At 58.7% G+C, this 15,088-nt stretch carries 13 protein-coding genes and 1 pseudogene; 10 read left to right on the top strand and 4 right to left on the bottom strand.

All coding sequences use genetic code 11. The features are described from left to right. The first annotated feature begins 207 nt into the window (after positions 1 to 207). Positions 208 to 1,464, top strand: a complete 1,257-nt coding sequence (locus tag IB252_RS08375; protein WP_192408126.1) for an OprD family porin — start codon at positions 208 to 210, stop codon at positions 1,462 to 1,464. 115 nt (positions 1,465 to 1,579) lie between these two features. Here the strand turns inward: IB252_RS08375 and hpaA are convergent, their stop codons facing one another. Beyond that, positions 1,580 to 2,482, bottom strand: a complete 903-nt coding sequence (hpaA, locus tag IB252_RS08370; RefSeq protein ID WP_192408124.1) for a 4-hydroxyphenylacetate catabolism regulatory protein HpaA — start codon at positions 2,480 to 2,482, stop codon at positions 1,580 to 1,582. A gap of 188 nt (positions 2,483 to 2,670) precedes the next feature. Between hpaA and IB252_RS08365 the strand changes: the two genes are divergently transcribed. From IB252_RS08365 to IB252_RS08325, 9 genes and pseudogenes are all read left to right on the top strand, one after another. Continuing rightward, positions 2,671 to 3,327 carry a fumarylacetoacetate hydrolase family protein gene (locus IB252_RS08365; RefSeq protein ID WP_192408122.1) on the top strand — a complete coding sequence of 219 codons (657 nt, stop codon included), beginning with the start codon at positions 2,671 to 2,673 and terminating at the stop codon, positions 3,325 to 3,327. Between the two features lie 11 nt (positions 3,328 to 3,338). Then, positions 3,339 to 4,109 (top strand): fumarylacetoacetate hydrolase family protein, encoded by a 771-nt coding sequence (locus tag IB252_RS08360; RefSeq protein ID WP_192408118.1) that lies wholly within the window; start codon positions 3,339 to 3,341, stop codon positions 4,107 to 4,109. 5 nt (positions 4,110 to 4,114) lie between these two features. Continuing rightward, a complete protein-coding gene (gene hpaE, locus IB252_RS08355; protein ID WP_192408115.1) occupies positions 4,115 to 5,575 on the top strand; it encodes a 5-carboxymethyl-2-hydroxymuconate semialdehyde dehydrogenase in 1,461 nt (486 codons plus the stop codon). Positions 5,576 to 5,688: 113 nt separating this feature from the next. Further along, complete coding sequence (gene hpaD / locus IB252_RS08350; RefSeq protein WP_192408114.1) at positions 5,689 to 6,546, top strand: 3,4-dihydroxyphenylacetate 2,3-dioxygenase; 858 nt, start codon at positions 5,689 to 5,691, stop codon at positions 6,544 to 6,546. Between the two features lie 49 nt (positions 6,547 to 6,595). After that, positions 6,596 to 6,988, top strand: a complete 393-nt coding sequence (locus IB252_RS08345) for a 5-carboxymethyl-2-hydroxymuconate Delta-isomerase (RefSeq protein ID WP_192408112.1) — start codon at positions 6,596 to 6,598, stop codon at positions 6,986 to 6,988. Positions 6,989 to 7,037: 49 nt separating this feature from the next. Then, positions 7,038 to 8,342 carry an MFS transporter gene (locus IB252_RS08340; protein ID WP_192408110.1) on the top strand — a complete coding sequence of 435 codons (1,305 nt, stop codon included), beginning with the start codon at positions 7,038 to 7,040 and terminating at the stop codon, positions 8,340 to 8,342. 12 nt (positions 8,343 to 8,354) lie between these two features. After that, the gene (gene hpaH / locus IB252_RS08335) at positions 8,355 to 9,158 is read left to right on the top strand and encodes a 2-oxo-hept-4-ene-1,7-dioate hydratase (protein ID WP_192408108.1); all 804 of its coding nucleotides are present in this window, start codon (positions 8,355 to 8,357) and stop codon (positions 9,156 to 9,158) included. A gap of 18 nt (positions 9,159 to 9,176) precedes the next feature. Continuing rightward, positions 9,177 to 9,977 carry a 4-hydroxy-2-oxoheptanedioate aldolase gene (gene hpaI, locus IB252_RS08330; protein WP_192408106.1) on the top strand — a complete coding sequence of 267 codons (801 nt, stop codon included), beginning with the start codon at positions 9,177 to 9,179 and terminating at the stop codon, positions 9,975 to 9,977. 16 nt (positions 9,978 to 9,993) lie between these two features. Beyond that, a pseudogene (locus tag IB252_RS08325) lies at positions 9,994 to 11,213 on the top strand (NAD-dependent succinate-semialdehyde dehydrogenase); the annotation flags it as partial. 188 nt (positions 11,214 to 11,401) lie between these two features. On the opposite strand, the gene IB252_RS08320 reads toward IB252_RS08325, so the two are convergent. The 3 genes from IB252_RS08320 to IB252_RS08310 form a co-directional block, all read right to left on the bottom strand. Beyond that, a complete protein-coding gene (locus IB252_RS08320; RefSeq protein ID WP_192408104.1) occupies positions 11,402 to 12,769 on the bottom strand; it encodes a DUF1329 domain-containing protein in 1,368 nt (455 codons plus the stop codon). Positions 12,770 to 12,783: 14 nt separating this feature from the next. Next, complete coding sequence (locus IB252_RS08315) at positions 12,784 to 14,640, bottom strand: DUF1302 domain-containing protein (protein ID WP_192408102.1); 1,857 nt, start codon at positions 14,638 to 14,640, stop codon at positions 12,784 to 12,786. Positions 14,641 to 14,787: 147 nt separating this feature from the next. Then, entirely contained in the window at positions 14,788 to 15,036 is a 249-nt protein-coding gene (locus IB252_RS08310) for a hypothetical protein (protein WP_192408100.1), read from the bottom strand. Between the last annotated feature and the right edge of the window lie 52 nt (positions 15,037 to 15,088).

The following is a 15,088-nucleotide window of genomic DNA, read 5'->3' as shown; positions in this document are numbered from 1 at the left end:
CAGAGTGCATGCAACATCCCCCCTACACCAGGTCAATAATTTATAAATAAATTACTGATCTCACATTAAAAAATAATCGCCTTAGCCCAATTCCTTGCGGGAAAACCGGGAAACACGCTACCAAAATAAACGATAAGATCGTTAACTATATCCAGCCCTTACCGGATAGGGGTGATACCTACAAAAACAACAAAAGGAAACCCCCTCATGCATTCGTGCCTCCTTCGCACGGCGGCAAGCGCTGCCCTGTGCGCCTCGTTTAGCCCGCTTAGCGCTCACGCCGATTTTGTCCAGGACAGCAAAGCCAGCCTGGACCTGCGCAATTTCTACATGAATCGGGACTTTCGCCAGAGCAACGCGGCGCAGAATAAGGCCGAAGAATGGGCTCAGGGTTTTGTGTTACGCCTGGAGTCGGGCTACACCGAAGGTATGGTCGGTTTCGGTGTCGATGCCTTGGGCGAACTCGGAGTGAAACTTGACTCCAGTCGCGATCGTCGCGGCACCGGGTTGCTGCCCTTTGGTGCCAGTCAGCAACCGGATGACAGCTACAGCGAACTCGGCCTGACCGCCAAATTGCGAGCATCGAAGACCGTGCTGAAACTCGGCACCCTGCAACCGCAATTGCCCGTGGCCGCCTATAACGATACCCGGCTGCTGCCCTCAACCTACAACGGTGAGCTGGTCACCTCCCAGGAAGTCGACGGCCTGACCTTGAATCTGGGCCGGCTGGAAAAACAGAACCTGCGAGATTCCTCCAGCAACGATGAGATGAGTTACGCCGGCGTCCAGAGCAGCCATCTCGATCTGGCCGGTGGCACCTATGCGATCAATCCACACCTGGCTGCGACCTATTACTACGCCCAGATGCATGACATCTACCGTCAGCAGTTCATCGGTCTGGTGCATGACCTGTCCTTGGCACAAGGTGTAAACCTGCGCAGCGATCTGCGCTATTTCGATACGCGTGAACAAGGCAGCCATGAAATGCGCAGTCCATCCAGGGTCGATGGCGGCGAGATCGACAACCGTTTTTTTAACGGCATGGTGAGCCTGTCGATGGGTGCCCATAAATTCGGCCTGGGGTACCAGAATCTCTCCGGTGACGGCGACTTCGCCTTTCCGGGCCTGGACCCTTATTCAGTCAACCTGGTGACCATCAACGTCTTCACCAAGGCCGAGACCGACGCCTGGCAGGCGCGTTACGACTACAACTTCGCGGCCCTCGGCCTGCCTGGGCTGGCGTTCATGACCCGTTATGTCGACGGCACTCATGTGCAGACCGCCAGCGTGCGTAACGGTCGGGAATGGGAGCGCGACACCGACCTGGCTTACACGGTGCAGAGCGGTCCGCTGAAGAACGTCAACGTGCGGCTACGCAACGCCACTCTGCGTTCAAGCAACGGCCTGACCAGCGACATAGACGAAAACCGGATCATCATCGGCTACAGCCTGGCCTTGTGGTGACCCGCCCATGAAAAGTGCAATCGGTTCCCTGTAAAAGCTATTTTTCAGGGTGCCGACTGTGGCCATGATTGCTCAACAGACACTCGACACCAATCGAGAAGCGAACATGGCTACCTCAGCGCAAACCCGACTGCCGCAGGCGATACTCCCCAGGGGTCACCTGCGCATAACGCTGGAAGAATCGACTGAAATAGGCCGGGTCCTTGAAGCCCAGCTGGTAGCAGATCTCATTGGCCGAACTGCCGGTGAACAGCAACAGGCGCTTGGCTTCCTGCATCAGCCGTTCGAGGATCAGCCGTTTCGACGGCAAGTCGGCAATGCGTCGGCAGACGTCATTGAGCCGTGCCTCGGTAACACCAATACCGTCGGCATAGCGCGACAATGGCCAGTGCTGCAGGTAATGGTCTTCGATCAACTCGTTGAAGCGGTGGAAGATCCGCAAGTCTTCATGGCGCGCCGGGCGGGCTTCCAGGGAGTTGGCGCACAGCCTGAGCAGACTGATCATGATCAATCGCGTCAGGCTGTCCAGCGCCGAACCCCGCCCCGGCCCATCGGCGTTGATCTCGCTGCACAGTTCCTCGAACAGAAACTCCAGGCGCCTGACCTCGGATTGGAATAGCGGTGCCAGCCGCGCCAGCGCCACGCAGGCCGCCGGCAACTGCGCGCCGGGCGCCAGGCTGGGGTCGGCATCGATCAACTGCCAGACCAGTTGCTGGCGCACCGTCAGCACGTGCCCGTCGGCGTCCGCTTCGGTGACGAAGGAATGGGCCACCGTCGGTGGCGTGAGGAAAAACATCGGTCCCGACTCCAGGTATTGCTGGTCATCCAGATAGACCCGCACCGCGCCACTCTTCACGTAATGCACCTGGAAGAACCGGTCGTGTCGGTGCACGGGCATGTTGCGGCCGAAGAATTCCGCCAGGTTTCCGAGTTTGTCGTAGTGCACTTCGGCATCGCTGTAGCGCTGGTCGTAGACCTGACCGATGTTGATATTGGGGATCGGCTGACGATCGATCATCGCTCGTTCTCTTTCTTGTTTGGGTGTTGGCAGTGCAAGGACCTTCATCCTGCTCCGGTTTCAGGCGGCTAACCACTGCCGGAAGATTTTGCCACGCTTGACGATTGTTAACATATTAATTATAACGTTAATAGGTTAACGAATATTTCGCGAAGCAGTCACTGCTCCGCCACTGCCAGGAGAAAACCATGAGCCGTGCCCTGCATGATGTTGCGAACGGCACCCTGTTCGGCGTTGCGCTGAACTATCAAGGGTTGCTGAACCAACGAATCGCTGAATTTGAGCAAGCGCCTTACCAGAAACCGCCGGTCAAGCCGGTGCTGTTCATCAAGACTCCCAATACCCGCAATAGCCATGACCGCGCCGTGATTCATCCGCAAGGTGAACGCCTGCAACCGGGCCCTGCACTGGGTGTGGTGATCGGCAAAAGCGCCAGCCGGGTCAGCATCGAGAATGCGCTGGAACATGTGGCCGGCTACACCATCGTCAACGAGTTCAGCCTGCCGGAAGACAGCTACTACCGTCCGGCGGTCAAGGCCAAGTGCCGTGACGGCTTCTGCTCGCTGGGCCCGGAACTGGTGGCCCGTGACCAGGTCGCCAACCCGCATCAGTTGAGCCTGAAACTGTTCGTCAACGGTGAACTGCGCCAGGAAAACTCCACGGCCAACTTCGTGCGCAGCATTCCCCAGCTGATCGTCGAGATCAGCGAATTCATGACCCTCCACGAAGGCGATGTGCTGATCACCGGCACCCCTGAAGGCCGTGTCGATGTCCAGCCCGGCGACACCGTCGAAGTCGAAATCAGCGGCCTGGGCCGCCTCGTCAACCACATCGTGGCCGAGTAACAGGAGCTTCCATGAAACACGCCCGTATCCGTTTTGAAGGCGACGTCCACCACGCCCACGTTGAAGAGCAAAATGCCGTGCGTCTGGCCGACGGCCGCCTGCTGGCCGAAGATCAGGTGCAATGGTTGCCGCCGGCCACCGGCAGCATGTTTGCCCTGGGTCTGAACTACGCCGACCACGCCGCCGAGCTGGCCTTCAAGCCACCGACCGAACCGCTGGCATTCATCAAATCCCCCGGCACCTACACCGGCCACAACCAGACCACCTGGCGTCCGGACAACGTCGCCTACATGCACTATGAGTGCGAACTGGTGGCCGTCATCGGCAAGCCGGCGCGCAACGTCAAACGTGAAAATGCCCTGGAATACTTGGCTGGCTACACCGTGTGCAACGACTACGCGATCCGCGACTACCTGGAAAATTACTACCGGCCTAACCTGCGGGTGAAAAACCGTGACGCCACGACGCCCGTCGGCCCGTGGATCGTTGACGTCGCCGACGTTCCAGACCCGAGCAACCTGAAACTGCGCACCTGGGTCAACGGTGAATTGCGTCAGGAAGGCTCAACCTCCGACATGATTTTTGACATCCCTTACCTGATCGAATACCTGTCCAGCTTCATGACCCTGCAACCGGGCGACATGATCGCCACCGGTACGCCGGAAGGCTTGGCCGATGTGGTGCCTGGAGATGAAGTGATCGTGGAAGTCGAGGGCATCGGTCGCCTGGTCAATCGAATTGTCAGTGAAGCGGAATTTTTCTCCGCCCGTAAAGAGGCTTGAGCACCATGATCAAACACTGGATCAACGGCCGCGAGGTCGAAAGCAAAGACGTTTTCGTCAACTACAATCCAGCCACCGGTGAGGCCATCGGCGAAGTCGCCAGCGGCGGCGCCGAAGAAGTTGCTCAGGCCGTGGCCGCCGCCAAGGAAGCCTTCCCCAAGTGGGCCAACACCCCGGCCAAGGAACGTGCCCGCCTGATGCGCAAGCTCGGCGAGCTGATCGAGCAGAATGTCCCGCGTCTGGCCGAACTGGAAACCCTCGATACTGGTCTGCCGATCCATCAGACCAAGAACGTGTTGATCCCACGTGCCTCGCACAACTTCGATTTCTTCGCCGAAGTCTGCACACGCATGGACGGGCACAGCTACCCGGTCGATGACCAGATGCTCAACTACACGCTGTATCAGCCGGTAGGAGTCTGCGCCCTGGTGTCGCCATGGAACGTACCGTTCATGACCGCCACCTGGAAGACCGCGCCATGCCTGGCGTTGGGTAATACTGCGGTGCTGAAGATGTCCGAGCTGTCGCCGCTGACCGCCAATGAACTGGGCCGCCTGGCCGTCGAAGCCGGCATTCCCAATGGCGTGCTCAACGTCATCCAGGGTTATGGTGCTACCGCCGGCGACGCCCTGGTTCGGCACGCGGATGTGCGCGCAATTTCCTTCACCGGAGGTACCGCCACTGGCAAGAAAATCATGCAGACCGCCGGCCTGAAAAAGTACTCCATGGAACTGGGCGGCAAGTCGCCGGTGCTGATCTTCGAAGACGCTGATCTGGAACGCGCCCTCGACGCGGCGCTGTTCACCATCTTCTCGCTCAACGGTGAACGCTGCACCGCCGGTAGCCGGATCTTCATCCAGGAAAGCGTTTACCCGCAGTTCGTCGCCGAGTTTGCCGCGCGTGCCAAACGCCTGATCGTCGGCGACCCGCAAGACCCGAAAACCCAGGTCGGCTCGATGATTACCCAGGCCCATTACGACAAGGTCACCGGCTACATCAAGATCGGCATCGAAGAAGGCGCCACCCTCCTCGCCGGTGGCCTGGAACGTCCGGCCAATCTGCCGGCACACTTGAATCGCGGGCAGTTCATTCAGCCGACGGTGTTCGCTGATGTGAATAACAAAATGCGCATCGCCCAGGAAGAAATCTTCGGCCCGGTGGTCTGCCTGATCCCGTTCAAGGACGAAGCCGAAGCCCTGCAACTGGCCAACGATACGGAATACGGCCTGGCGTCCTATATCTGGACCCAGGATATCGGCAAAGCGCATCGTCTGGCCTATGGCATCGAAGCCGGCATGGTGTTCATTAACAGCCAGAACGTGCGCGACCTGCGTCAGCCGTTCGGCGGTGTGAAAGGCTCCGGTACCGGTCGTGAAGGCGGCCAGTACAGCTTCGAAGTGTTCGCCGAGATCAAGAACGTTTGCATCTCCATGGGCAGTCATCACATCCCGCGTTGGGGCATCTAAACCGCCGGTAACGGCTGACGAAGACAGCAAAGCAATGGGTCGCGCATCGGCCCATCACAAGCTTTGACAACTGCCAGACTGAACCAAACAACAACAATTTCAGGAGAATCATCATGGGCGAAGTCGTCCTGGCCGCGAAGATCTGCCACGTACCGTCGATGTACCTGTCAGAGATGCCCGGCAAGCACCATGGTTGTCGCGAAGCGGCGATTGCCGGGCACAAGGAAATCGGCCGTCGCGCCCGCGAACTCGGCGCCGACACCGCCGTGGTGTTCGATGTGCACTGGCTGGTCAACAGCGGGTATCACGTCAACTGCGGCCAGCATTTCAAGGGCATCTATACCAGCAATGAACTCCCGCACTTCATCAAGAATATGGAGTACGAATACCCAGGCTGCCCGGAATTGGGCGAATTGATCGCCGCCGAGGCCAATCAGGCCGGCGTGCGCACCATGGCTCACAACATCCCGAGCCTGGAGCTGGAATACGGCACTCTGGTGCCGATGCGCTACATGCACATGGGCGTACCCGACGAGCAGAAGTTCGACGTGATCTCCATCGCCGCCTGGTGCGCCTGGCACCGGCTGGAAGACAGCTTTGCCTTCGGCGCCGCCGTGCGTCGGGCCATCGAGAAGAGCGACCGCAAGGTGCTGGTATTGGCCTCGGGATCACTGTCCCATCGTTTCTCGGACAATCGCGAAGCCGAAGCCAACATCCACAACTGGACCCGCGAGTTCGACAAACAGATGGACCTGCACGTGGTCGAGATGTGGAAGCAAGGGCGCTTCAAGGAGTTCTGCGCGATGCTCCCGGACTACGCCGAGCATTGCTTCGGCGAAGGCAAGATGCACGACACCGCGATGCTCCTCGGACTGTTGGGCGGGCCGGAATACAACAAACCTGCCGAGATCATCACTGAGCCCTTCGGAAGCTCCGGCACCGGCCAGATCAACGCCATTTTCCCCCTCTGACACTCGCTCGCGGGCAGCTTGAAGGTTGCTCGCGGCCAGGGAGACACACATGCCGCATTTCATCGCCGAATACACCGACAACATCGAGCAGCAAGCGGACTTGCCCACGCTGTTCGAAAAGGTTCACGCCATTCTGGGAGACAGCGGTGTATTTCCCCAGGGCGGCATCCGCAGTCGCGGTGTGCGCCTTGACACCTGGCGCATGGCCGACGGCAAGCACGATTACGCCTTCGTCCATATGACCCTCAAGGTCGGTCACGGACGGGATCTGCAGACCCGGCAAGCCGTCGCCGAAACGCTGTTCAAGGTGATCACCGAACACTTCGCCGAGCTGCAGTCGCAACGCTTGCTGGCGCTGTCGTTCGAGATGATCGAACTGCACCCCGAACTTAATTTCAAGCAGAACAACGTGCATGCCTTCTTGAAGAACCAGGTGGGCTGATTCACACCCTCCTTCCGTCAACGGCCACTCAGACAAAAAGTACAACATCATGAGCACAGCCAATACCGCTGACAGCATCACCCTTGCCGCACACGATCGCACCCACAGCACCATTACCTGGCGCCTGATGCCATTGCTGTTGATCTGTTACCTGTTCGCCCATCTGGACCGGATCAACATCGGCTTCGCCAAGATGCAGATGAGTACCGATCTGCACTTCAGCGACACCGTCTATGGCTTCGGAGCCGGACTGTTCTTCATTGCCTACGCGCTGTTCGGCGTACCGAGCAACATGGCCCTGGATCGAGTGGGGCCACGGCGCTGGATCGCCAGCCTGATGGTGGTCTGGGGCGTGCTTTCCACCAGCATGTTGTGGATCGAAAGCTCCAGCGGTTTCTATGTCCTGCGCTTTCTGCTGGGCGTGGCCGAAGCCGGCTTCTTTCCCGGGATCCTGGTGTTTCTCAATCGCTGGTATCCGGCCCGTCGCCGGGCTCAAGTCACCGCGCTATTCGCCATTGCCGTGCCGATGGCCGGGGTGATCGGCGGACCGCTGTCCGGTGCAATTCTGGAAAACCTCCATGACTTCGGTGGGCTACGCGGCTGGCAGTGGATGTTCCTGATCGAAGGTGCGCCAGTGGTCCTGCTGGGGCTGGTGGTTCTCAGGTGCCTGCCGGATTACTTCGAAGTCGTGAAGTGGCTCAACCCCGCGCAGAAACAACAACTGCGCGCGCAACTGAGCAGCGAAGAACAACGTAAATCCATCACCTCCTTCGGCGGCATTGTGCGCGACCCGCAGGTCTGGCTGCTGGTGGCGATCTATTTTGCGGTGATGCTGGCGGTCAACACCCTGGCCTTCTGGATGCCGACACTGATCCACGGCGCGGGGATTGGCAGCGACGGCAAGGTCGGTCTACTCAGTGCTGTGCCCTATCTGGCTGGCTGCTTCTTCATGATCGGTTGCGGACGCTCTTCCGACCGTAATCGCGAACGCCGCTGGCACCTCTGTGTGCCACTGCTGATGGCTGCCACCGGTATCGCCATGGCGGGACTGGCTCCGGGCAATCCGCTGCTGGTGCTGGGCGGGTTAATCGTTGCCGGGATGGGCGCCAGTGCCGCATTGCCGATGTTCTGGCAACTGCCGCCGGCCTTTATGTCCAACGGCACCCAGGCCGCAGGGATCGCACTGATCAGCTCGTTCGGCAGCATCGCCTCGTTCCTCGCGCCTTATCTGATCGGCTGGATGCGCGACACCACTCAGAGCGCCAGCCTGGCCCTGTATGTCCTGGCGCTGTTAATCGCTCTCGGCGGCTTCCTGGTGCTGCGCACCAATGCGGCCATCGTCAATCCACAATAAGAGAACTTCGTCATGCTCGACCAACAGCAAATCCTTCACGCCGCCGCACAACTGGATCGGGCCGAACGCTCCAGGGAGCAGGTCCGACAATTTTCCCTCGATCACCCGGCTATCACGATGGAAGACGCGTATGCCATCCAGCGCGCCTGGGTCGCACAGAAAATCAAGGACGGGCGCAAGCTGGTCGGGCACAAGATCGGTCTGACCTCACGGGCCATGCAAGTGTCCTCGAACATCACCGAGCCGGATTTTGGTGCGCTGCTCGATGACATGTTCTTCGACGAGGGCACTGACATTCCTTTCGAACGCTTTATCGTGCCGCGGGTGGAAGTGGAGTTGGCGTTCATCCTCGGTAAGCCGCTCAAAGGCCCGAACTGCACGATCTTCGACGTGCTCGATGCCACCGAGTGGGTAATCCCGGCACTGGAGATCATCGACGCGCGGATTCAGCAAGTCGACCCGCAGACCAAAGCGACGCGCAAGGTGTTCGACACCATTTCCGACAATGCCGCCAACGCCGGTGTGGTCATGGGCGGTCGCGCCGTGCGGCCAACCGAGATCGACCTGCGCAAGGTACCGGCGGTGTTGTACCGCAACGGAGTGATCGAAGAGTCCGGGGTTTCCGCAGCGGTGCTCAATCATCCGGCCAAAGGCGTGGCCTGGCTGGCGAACAAGCTGGCCGCATACGACGTTACCCTTGAAGCGGGTCAGATCATTCTCGGCGGCTCCTTCACCCGCCCGGTGGCGGCCAACCCCGGCGATACCTTCCATGTCGACTACGACATGCTGGGTTCGATTTCCTGTCGCTTCGTCTGACCTCTGGAGGACAGTTCCATGGACATGCCCATCAACCGTTTCAAGCAACGTCTGAAAAGCGGCGAAGCACAGATCGGCCTCTGGCTCGGCCTGGCCGACGCCTACTGTGCCGAGCTGGCCGCAAATGCCGGTTTCGATTGGCTACTGATCGACGGCGAACATGCGCCCAATGACTTGCGCGGCATGCTCAGTCAACTGCAAGCCGTCGCGCCCTACCCAAGCCAGGCAATCATTCGCCCGGTGATCGGCGATACCGCGTTAATCAAGCAAGTATTGGATATTGGCGCCCAGACCTTGCTGGTCCCGATGGTCGAAAGCGCCGGGCAGGCACGCGAACTGGTACGCGCAATTCACTATCCGCCCCAAGGCATACGCGGTGTTGGCAGCGCTCTGGCCCGTGCGTCGCGCTGGAACAGTATTCCCGGTTACCTGGATCAGGCCGACGCGCAGATGTGCCTGCTGGTGCAGATCGAGAACCGCGAAGGCCTGGCCAACCTGGATGCCATTGCCGCGGTCGAGGGCGTCGACGGGGTGTTTATCGGCCCGGCAGATTTGAGTGCGTCCATGGGGCATCGCGGCAATCCTGGGCATCCCGAGGTTCAGGCTGCTATCGAAGACGCCATTGTCCGGATACAGAGGGTCGGCAAGGCTGCAGGCATTCTCAGCGCCGACGAGACACTTGCCAGGCGCTATATCGAGCTGGGCGCAGCGTTCGTAGCAGTCGGTGTCGACACCACGGTGCTGATGCGCGGCCTGCAAACCCTCGCCGCCAAATTCAAAGATGCCCCGGTGCCCACCAGCTCCGGCGGCGTGTACTGATTTTTCGAGAAGTCCGATGAAACTTGATGATTTGAAACTGCTGCGCGAACAGGCTTACATCAATGGCCAATGGATCGACGCCGATGACGGCACCCGTTTCGCGGTGACCAACCCGGCGGATGGCGAAACCATCGCCCAAGTCAGCTCCCTCGGCCAGGCCGAAACCACCCGCGCCATCGCTGCGGCCCAGGCGGCCCTGCCCGCCTGGCGCGGCAAGACCACCAAGGAACGCAGCTACGTGCTGCGCAAATGGTTCGAGTTGATCAGGCCCATCAGGGAGACCTGGCCCGCCTGCTCAGTTGGGAACAAGGCAAACCGCTGACCGAGAGTCGCGGCGAAATTGCCTATGGCGCGAGCTTTATCGAGTGGTTCGCCGAAGAGGCCAAGCGGGTCTACGGCGATGTGATTCCTCACGACAAGCAAGGCCGGCGGCTGGTGGTGATCAAACAGGCCATCGGGGTTGTTGCGGCCATCACACCATGGAATTTCCCCAATGCGATGATCACCCGCAAGGTCGGGCCGGCGCTGGCTGCCGGTTGCACCGTGGTGCTCAAACCGGCGTCGGAAACCCCGCTGTCGGCCCTGGCGCTGGCTGAACTCGGAGAACGCGCCGGAATTCCGGCCGGCGTGCTGAACGTGGTCACCGGCACCCGCTCACGGGAAATCGGTGCCGAGCTGACGGGCAACCCAGCGGTGCAGAAACTCTCGTTCACCGGCTCCACCGGTATCGGCAAATTGCTGATGGCCCAGTGTGCGCAAACCATCAAGAAAGTCAGCCTGGAACTGGGCGGCAACGCGCCCTTTATCGTCTTCGAAGACGCCGACCTGGATGCCGCGGTGGAAGGTGCGCTCGGCTCGAAATTCCGCAACAGCGGCCAGACCTGTGTCTGCACCAATCGCTTGCTAGTGCAGAACAGTGTCTATGACGAGTTTGCCCGACGCCTGGTACTGGCGGTCAACGCCCTCAAGGTCGCCCGGGCCGAGACCGAAGGCGCTCAACAAGGGCCGCTGATCAACGCCAAAGCCGTGGCCAAGGTCGAAGAACACATCAGCGACGCTCTGGCCAAGGGCGCCACGCTGCTGGCCGGCGGTAACCCCCACGCGCTGGGCGGCAACTTCTTCGAACCCACGGTGCTCGGCGACGTCACCCCGGCCATGCTGGTGGCCCGGGATGAGACCTTCGGCCCGCTGGCACCGCTGTTTCGCTTCGACACCGAAGCCGAGGCAATCGCTATGATCCGGAGCGTTGTGGTAGTTAGATCTATCTGATATTAAAATCATAGGTCTATCTGATTGGGAGTGGAAGACTGCAGCAGTACGGGGCTGCCAACATTTAGTTGGCAAAAAAAGCCGCCAGTTATGGTGGCGGCGAGGTCTCAGGCTTATGGCTGTCGACGAAGTAGCGTCAGGTTGTAGCAGGTTTGTTAGCGAACCCCAGCACTTCTCAAGGCTGCTGGTGTGTAGTCCGCTCCGAGGGCTTTAAAGCCGATTTCCATTGGTTTTTTTTCTTCGTTGCGTAGGCCTGAAACGATATAGCGGCCATTGATCAAGTCGTACAACGCTTCCACACCCAACCAAGGAATCTGCTTGTCATAGATCGGCGTCATAAAGCCTTCAGCCACTCGCCACAGAGTGTTGCGAGCGTCGTAGTGGTCAGCCAATACGATCTGCCAGGTGTCTTCGTCAACATAGATCACGCGTTTGGCGTAGAGATGCCGTTCTCCCGGCTTTAACGTCGCCTCCACTACCCATACACGGTGGAGTTCATAGCGGGTGAAGTCAGCATTCAGGTGCCCAGCCTTTACTACGTCGTTGTATTGCAGTTGCGGGGAGTCCAGTTTGTAGTTGTTGTAGGGAATGTAGATTTCCTTTTTCCCCATCAGCTTCCAGTCATAGCGATCTGGTGCGCCGTTGAACATGTCCAGGTTGTCCGCCACGCGTTGGCCATCCGACGCGGGGTAAGGACCGTCGTAAGCAATTTGTGGCGCGCGACGCACACGGCGTTGACCCGCATTGTATACCCAGGCCATGCGTGGCTCTTTAACCTGATCGAGCGTTTCGTGAACCAGCACTACATCACCGGCCAAGCGCGCTGGCGCGGTGACTAGTTGCTTGTAATAGAACAACACGTTACCGGGATTTTTCGGATCGAAGTCCTTGAGTTGGTCTCGGTAGGTGAACTGCTGATCGAAGTACACCGGCATAAAGGTACCATCTGCCAGCGGCGTCGCTTGTACGTGCGTTCGCCGGACGCTGCCGCCGCGATAGCGTGTAAGGTGGTTCCACACCACTTCCAAACCGCTTTGCGGAATGGGGAAAGGTGTAGCCATATCAAAGCTATCCAAACCATTACCGCCTGAAATCAGGTGCGTGTTTATCGCATTGTTGGCAATCGCTTTGTAGACGGAGTCCGGCAGGCTCGCACTGCGGTGACTTGGGTATACCTGCATGCGATAGCTGCCGGGGTAGCGTTTAAGCATTGCCAACTGACCGGGGGTGAGTTTCTCCTGATACTGCGCAGCATTCTGCGCGGTGATGGTGAACAGGGGTTTCTCACTATTGAACGGATCGCTCAGTGCACCGTTGGCGCCAACCTCACCAGCATTCTTGGCAAGACCGCCAGTCCATGGCGCAATACTGCCATCGGCATTTCCAGCTTTTTCCGCACCTATTGGAGTCAGGGTATTACCCAGTTTCGCCGCTTCAACGCTCGATACCGCCGCCTGTACGCTGTTGGCCATCAAAGCGATGACGATGGCGAAGTTAAAACGGAGCAATGCTGTTGTGTTCATTAGGTTGCTTCCACTCAAAAGGAGACGCCGAGACTCAGGGCGAGAAAATCACGGTCGATATTGACGTTGTAATCCCCACCGAAATAATCGGTGTATGCCAGGCTAGCGTTGTAGGTATTCAGGTAGGTGGCATCAAGGCCGACGCTGATTGCTTTGGAGCCTTCGTTGAAGCCTGGCTCCGGCCCATAACCGGAAACGTCGTGTGACCAGGCGAGGTTGGGGCGTAGCTCAACCCCCGGGATGACGTTGTTGTATTCCCAGATCGCCCGAGCGCGGTAACCCCAGGAGTTGCTGGTAGCAAAGCCATCGTTGTTGCAGTTGTTCGGCGTTACGCTGTTGCTGGTGCACAGGCTGTTGTTTGGATACAGCCGACCTTGACCATAAGCAGTGCTGCGACCGTAACGCAAACCACCTTTACCTTCCAGCCCTCCGATGTGGGTAGCGCCCACTTCGGCGATCAGGGTCAGGCGATCCGCACCCATGACTTGGTCGAAAAAGTGCGTTGCGGTGACTTGAGCCTGGGTCACTTCTTTGCGTCGGTAGCCACTGACATCGCTGCTGTTGGCCAAGGTCACCGCACCGGAAGACAACACAGGTGAAGCTGCCGGAACACCAATCGCTGCGCTGATCAAGTCTACGGCGTTGATTTGCAGTGGCATATTTGGCCGATAGCTGACTTCGCCAGATAAGGTTGTGCCGGTAGACAAGCTGGTGCTAAAACTCAAACCATATAGACGAATGTCTTCGGGGTAATCAGCGAAGTACTTCGAGGTACCGAGGCGATAGGCTTGGGCCAGTTGCTGGCCGGTGGCGCTGCCCAGAAAGCGATTACAACCGGCCAACGGCACACCGAGATTACCGCACAGCTGCGGCGCAAACCCCACATCCGTTACATGAGGGCTGGTGACGGCGCTGATATACGGTTGACGGCTGTGGTAATTGAGAAAGTAAGCGCCGAATTCGCTGTCCAGCTCTGGAGCAAACCAACGTAGCGCAGCGCCGAACTGGCCGCTGTCTCGGGCATCACGGTCACCGGCGCGGGGAATCTCGATACCTTCTGAAGTCAGATTGACTCCTAACGGGCGCATTGCGGCTTGTGCTGCGGCACTTCGGTCGAGAATAGGCCCAACCGGTAATCCACCGCAGCCATCGGCTAATACATCGTTCTGCGAGAAGAACGTGCCGCAGTTGTCGATGACCGTCTGGTCCCACTCCAACTGATAGAATGCTTCGGCCGTAAGATTTTCGGTCAGGTTCTGCGACAAGTAAAACATGTTGACCGGGATCAGCCCTTCTTTGATCTCCGCACCTGGACGACGGAAAGCGGCGATGTCGATAGGGTTAATCGAGTTGATACCGCCTTGGATAAATGTGCTCTCGCCCCAACTCACTACTTGCTTGCCGACACGCACGGTACCGGGCAAATCGCCGATGAGATAATTATGGTAAACAAAAGCGTCCAATAGCTGCGCACCAGCTGCCTTCGCACCTTCCTTGCGGTTGCTGTCATCGATGTCTTTGAACAGACGGCTTTCGTCCTTGAGTTCAAAGTCGTACCAGTACTTACCGCGCGCAAATATGCCGGAATCGCCGTACTTCAGTTCGAGGTCATGAATGCCTTTGAACACTTTCGAGAAGGTGTCGCCCTTGCCGAAATTACGTTTGCCATCATCGGCGCTGTGGCTGTTCAACAGCTCCGGATCAGGGTTGCGCAACGCCCAACTGGCGCCCACCGACAGCGTCGAATCGAACTGCCCCTGGATTTCGCCAATACTGAAGTTCACCGCATACACGGGTGCGGTGATGCTGCTTGCAAGACCGACGGTCAGCGGCAAATAGAGCTGTCGCCCTGTTGGAGGTTTACGCATCATAACCTTCACTACCTCTTGTTGTTTTTGTGGAGGTGTTGCCGACCTGTTGCGGTTTTTTGGGCGCAGCAGGTCCTACTGGCCAGTGCTCGGGGCAATGGCCGGTGTTCGGATTATTTCGATCGGTATTACTTGAGGATTAGCGTCGCGTCATAGGGGCGGCTCCATCCAGTCCCGATCTGGAGGCTGTGCCGGGCCGGTGCCGTGCAGGTACAACTGGTCATCGCTACGCAGTGCGAGGATCAAACCAAAATCGGTCAGGTATTGCTCGGCCTTATCGAGGTCCGACCGCTCGAAAATCAAGTAGGCGAGGCTGGCGGCCTTAACGGAGGTTTTTGGGTGACGCACCGGTTGTGGCGTCGCCAGTACAGTATGAGGAAAAGCGGTATGGCCAATCATTTTTACTGTTCTCCGTAGCCGTTTCGCGGGCAAAGCTTAGCCATCAACCTTA

The sequence above is a fragment of the Pseudomonas sp. PDM10 genome (assembly GCF_014852295.1).
In the GTDB taxonomy this organism is placed as follows: Bacteria; Pseudomonadota; Gammaproteobacteria; order Pseudomonadales; family Pseudomonadaceae; genus Aquipseudomonas.
This window is presented reverse-complemented; position numbering and strand designations above follow the sequence as displayed.

What these genes read in the sequence shown, in the direction of transcription:
- IB252_RS08375 (WP_192408126.1), top strand. Translation starts at nt 208, where the DNA reads ATGCATTCGTGCCTCCTTCGCACGGCGGCAAGCGCTGCCCTGTGCGCC.
- hpaA (WP_192408124.1), bottom strand. Translation starts at nt 2,482, where the DNA reads ATGATCGATCGTCAGCCGATCCCCAATATCAACATCGGTCAGGTCTAC.
- IB252_RS08365 (WP_192408122.1), top strand. Translation starts at nt 2,671, where the DNA reads ATGAGCCGTGCCCTGCATGATGTTGCGAACGGCACCCTGTTCGGCGTT.
- IB252_RS08360 (WP_192408118.1), top strand. Translation starts at nt 3,339, where the DNA reads ATGAAACACGCCCGTATCCGTTTTGAAGGCGACGTCCACCACGCCCAC.
- hpaE (WP_192408115.1), top strand. Translation starts at nt 4,115, where the DNA reads ATGATCAAACACTGGATCAACGGCCGCGAGGTCGAAAGCAAAGACGTT.
- hpaD (WP_192408114.1), top strand. Translation starts at nt 5,689, where the DNA reads ATGGGCGAAGTCGTCCTGGCCGCGAAGATCTGCCACGTACCGTCGATG.
- IB252_RS08345 (WP_192408112.1), top strand. Translation starts at nt 6,596, where the DNA reads ATGCCGCATTTCATCGCCGAATACACCGACAACATCGAGCAGCAAGCG.
- IB252_RS08340 (WP_192408110.1), top strand. Translation starts at nt 7,038, where the DNA reads ATGAGCACAGCCAATACCGCTGACAGCATCACCCTTGCCGCACACGAT.
- hpaH (WP_192408108.1), top strand. Translation starts at nt 8,355, where the DNA reads ATGCTCGACCAACAGCAAATCCTTCACGCCGCCGCACAACTGGATCGG.
- hpaI (WP_192408106.1), top strand. Translation starts at nt 9,177, where the DNA reads ATGGACATGCCCATCAACCGTTTCAAGCAACGTCTGAAAAGCGGCGAA.
- IB252_RS08320 (WP_192408104.1), bottom strand. Translation starts at nt 12,769, where the DNA reads ATGAACACAACAGCATTGCTCCGTTTTAACTTCGCCATCGTCATCGCT.
- IB252_RS08315 (WP_192408102.1), bottom strand. Translation starts at nt 14,640, where the DNA reads ATGATGCGTAAACCTCCAACAGGGCGACAGCTCTATTTGCCGCTGACC.
- IB252_RS08310 (WP_192408100.1), bottom strand. Translation starts at nt 15,036, where the DNA reads ATGATTGGCCATACCGCTTTTCCTCATACTGTACTGGCGACGCCACAA.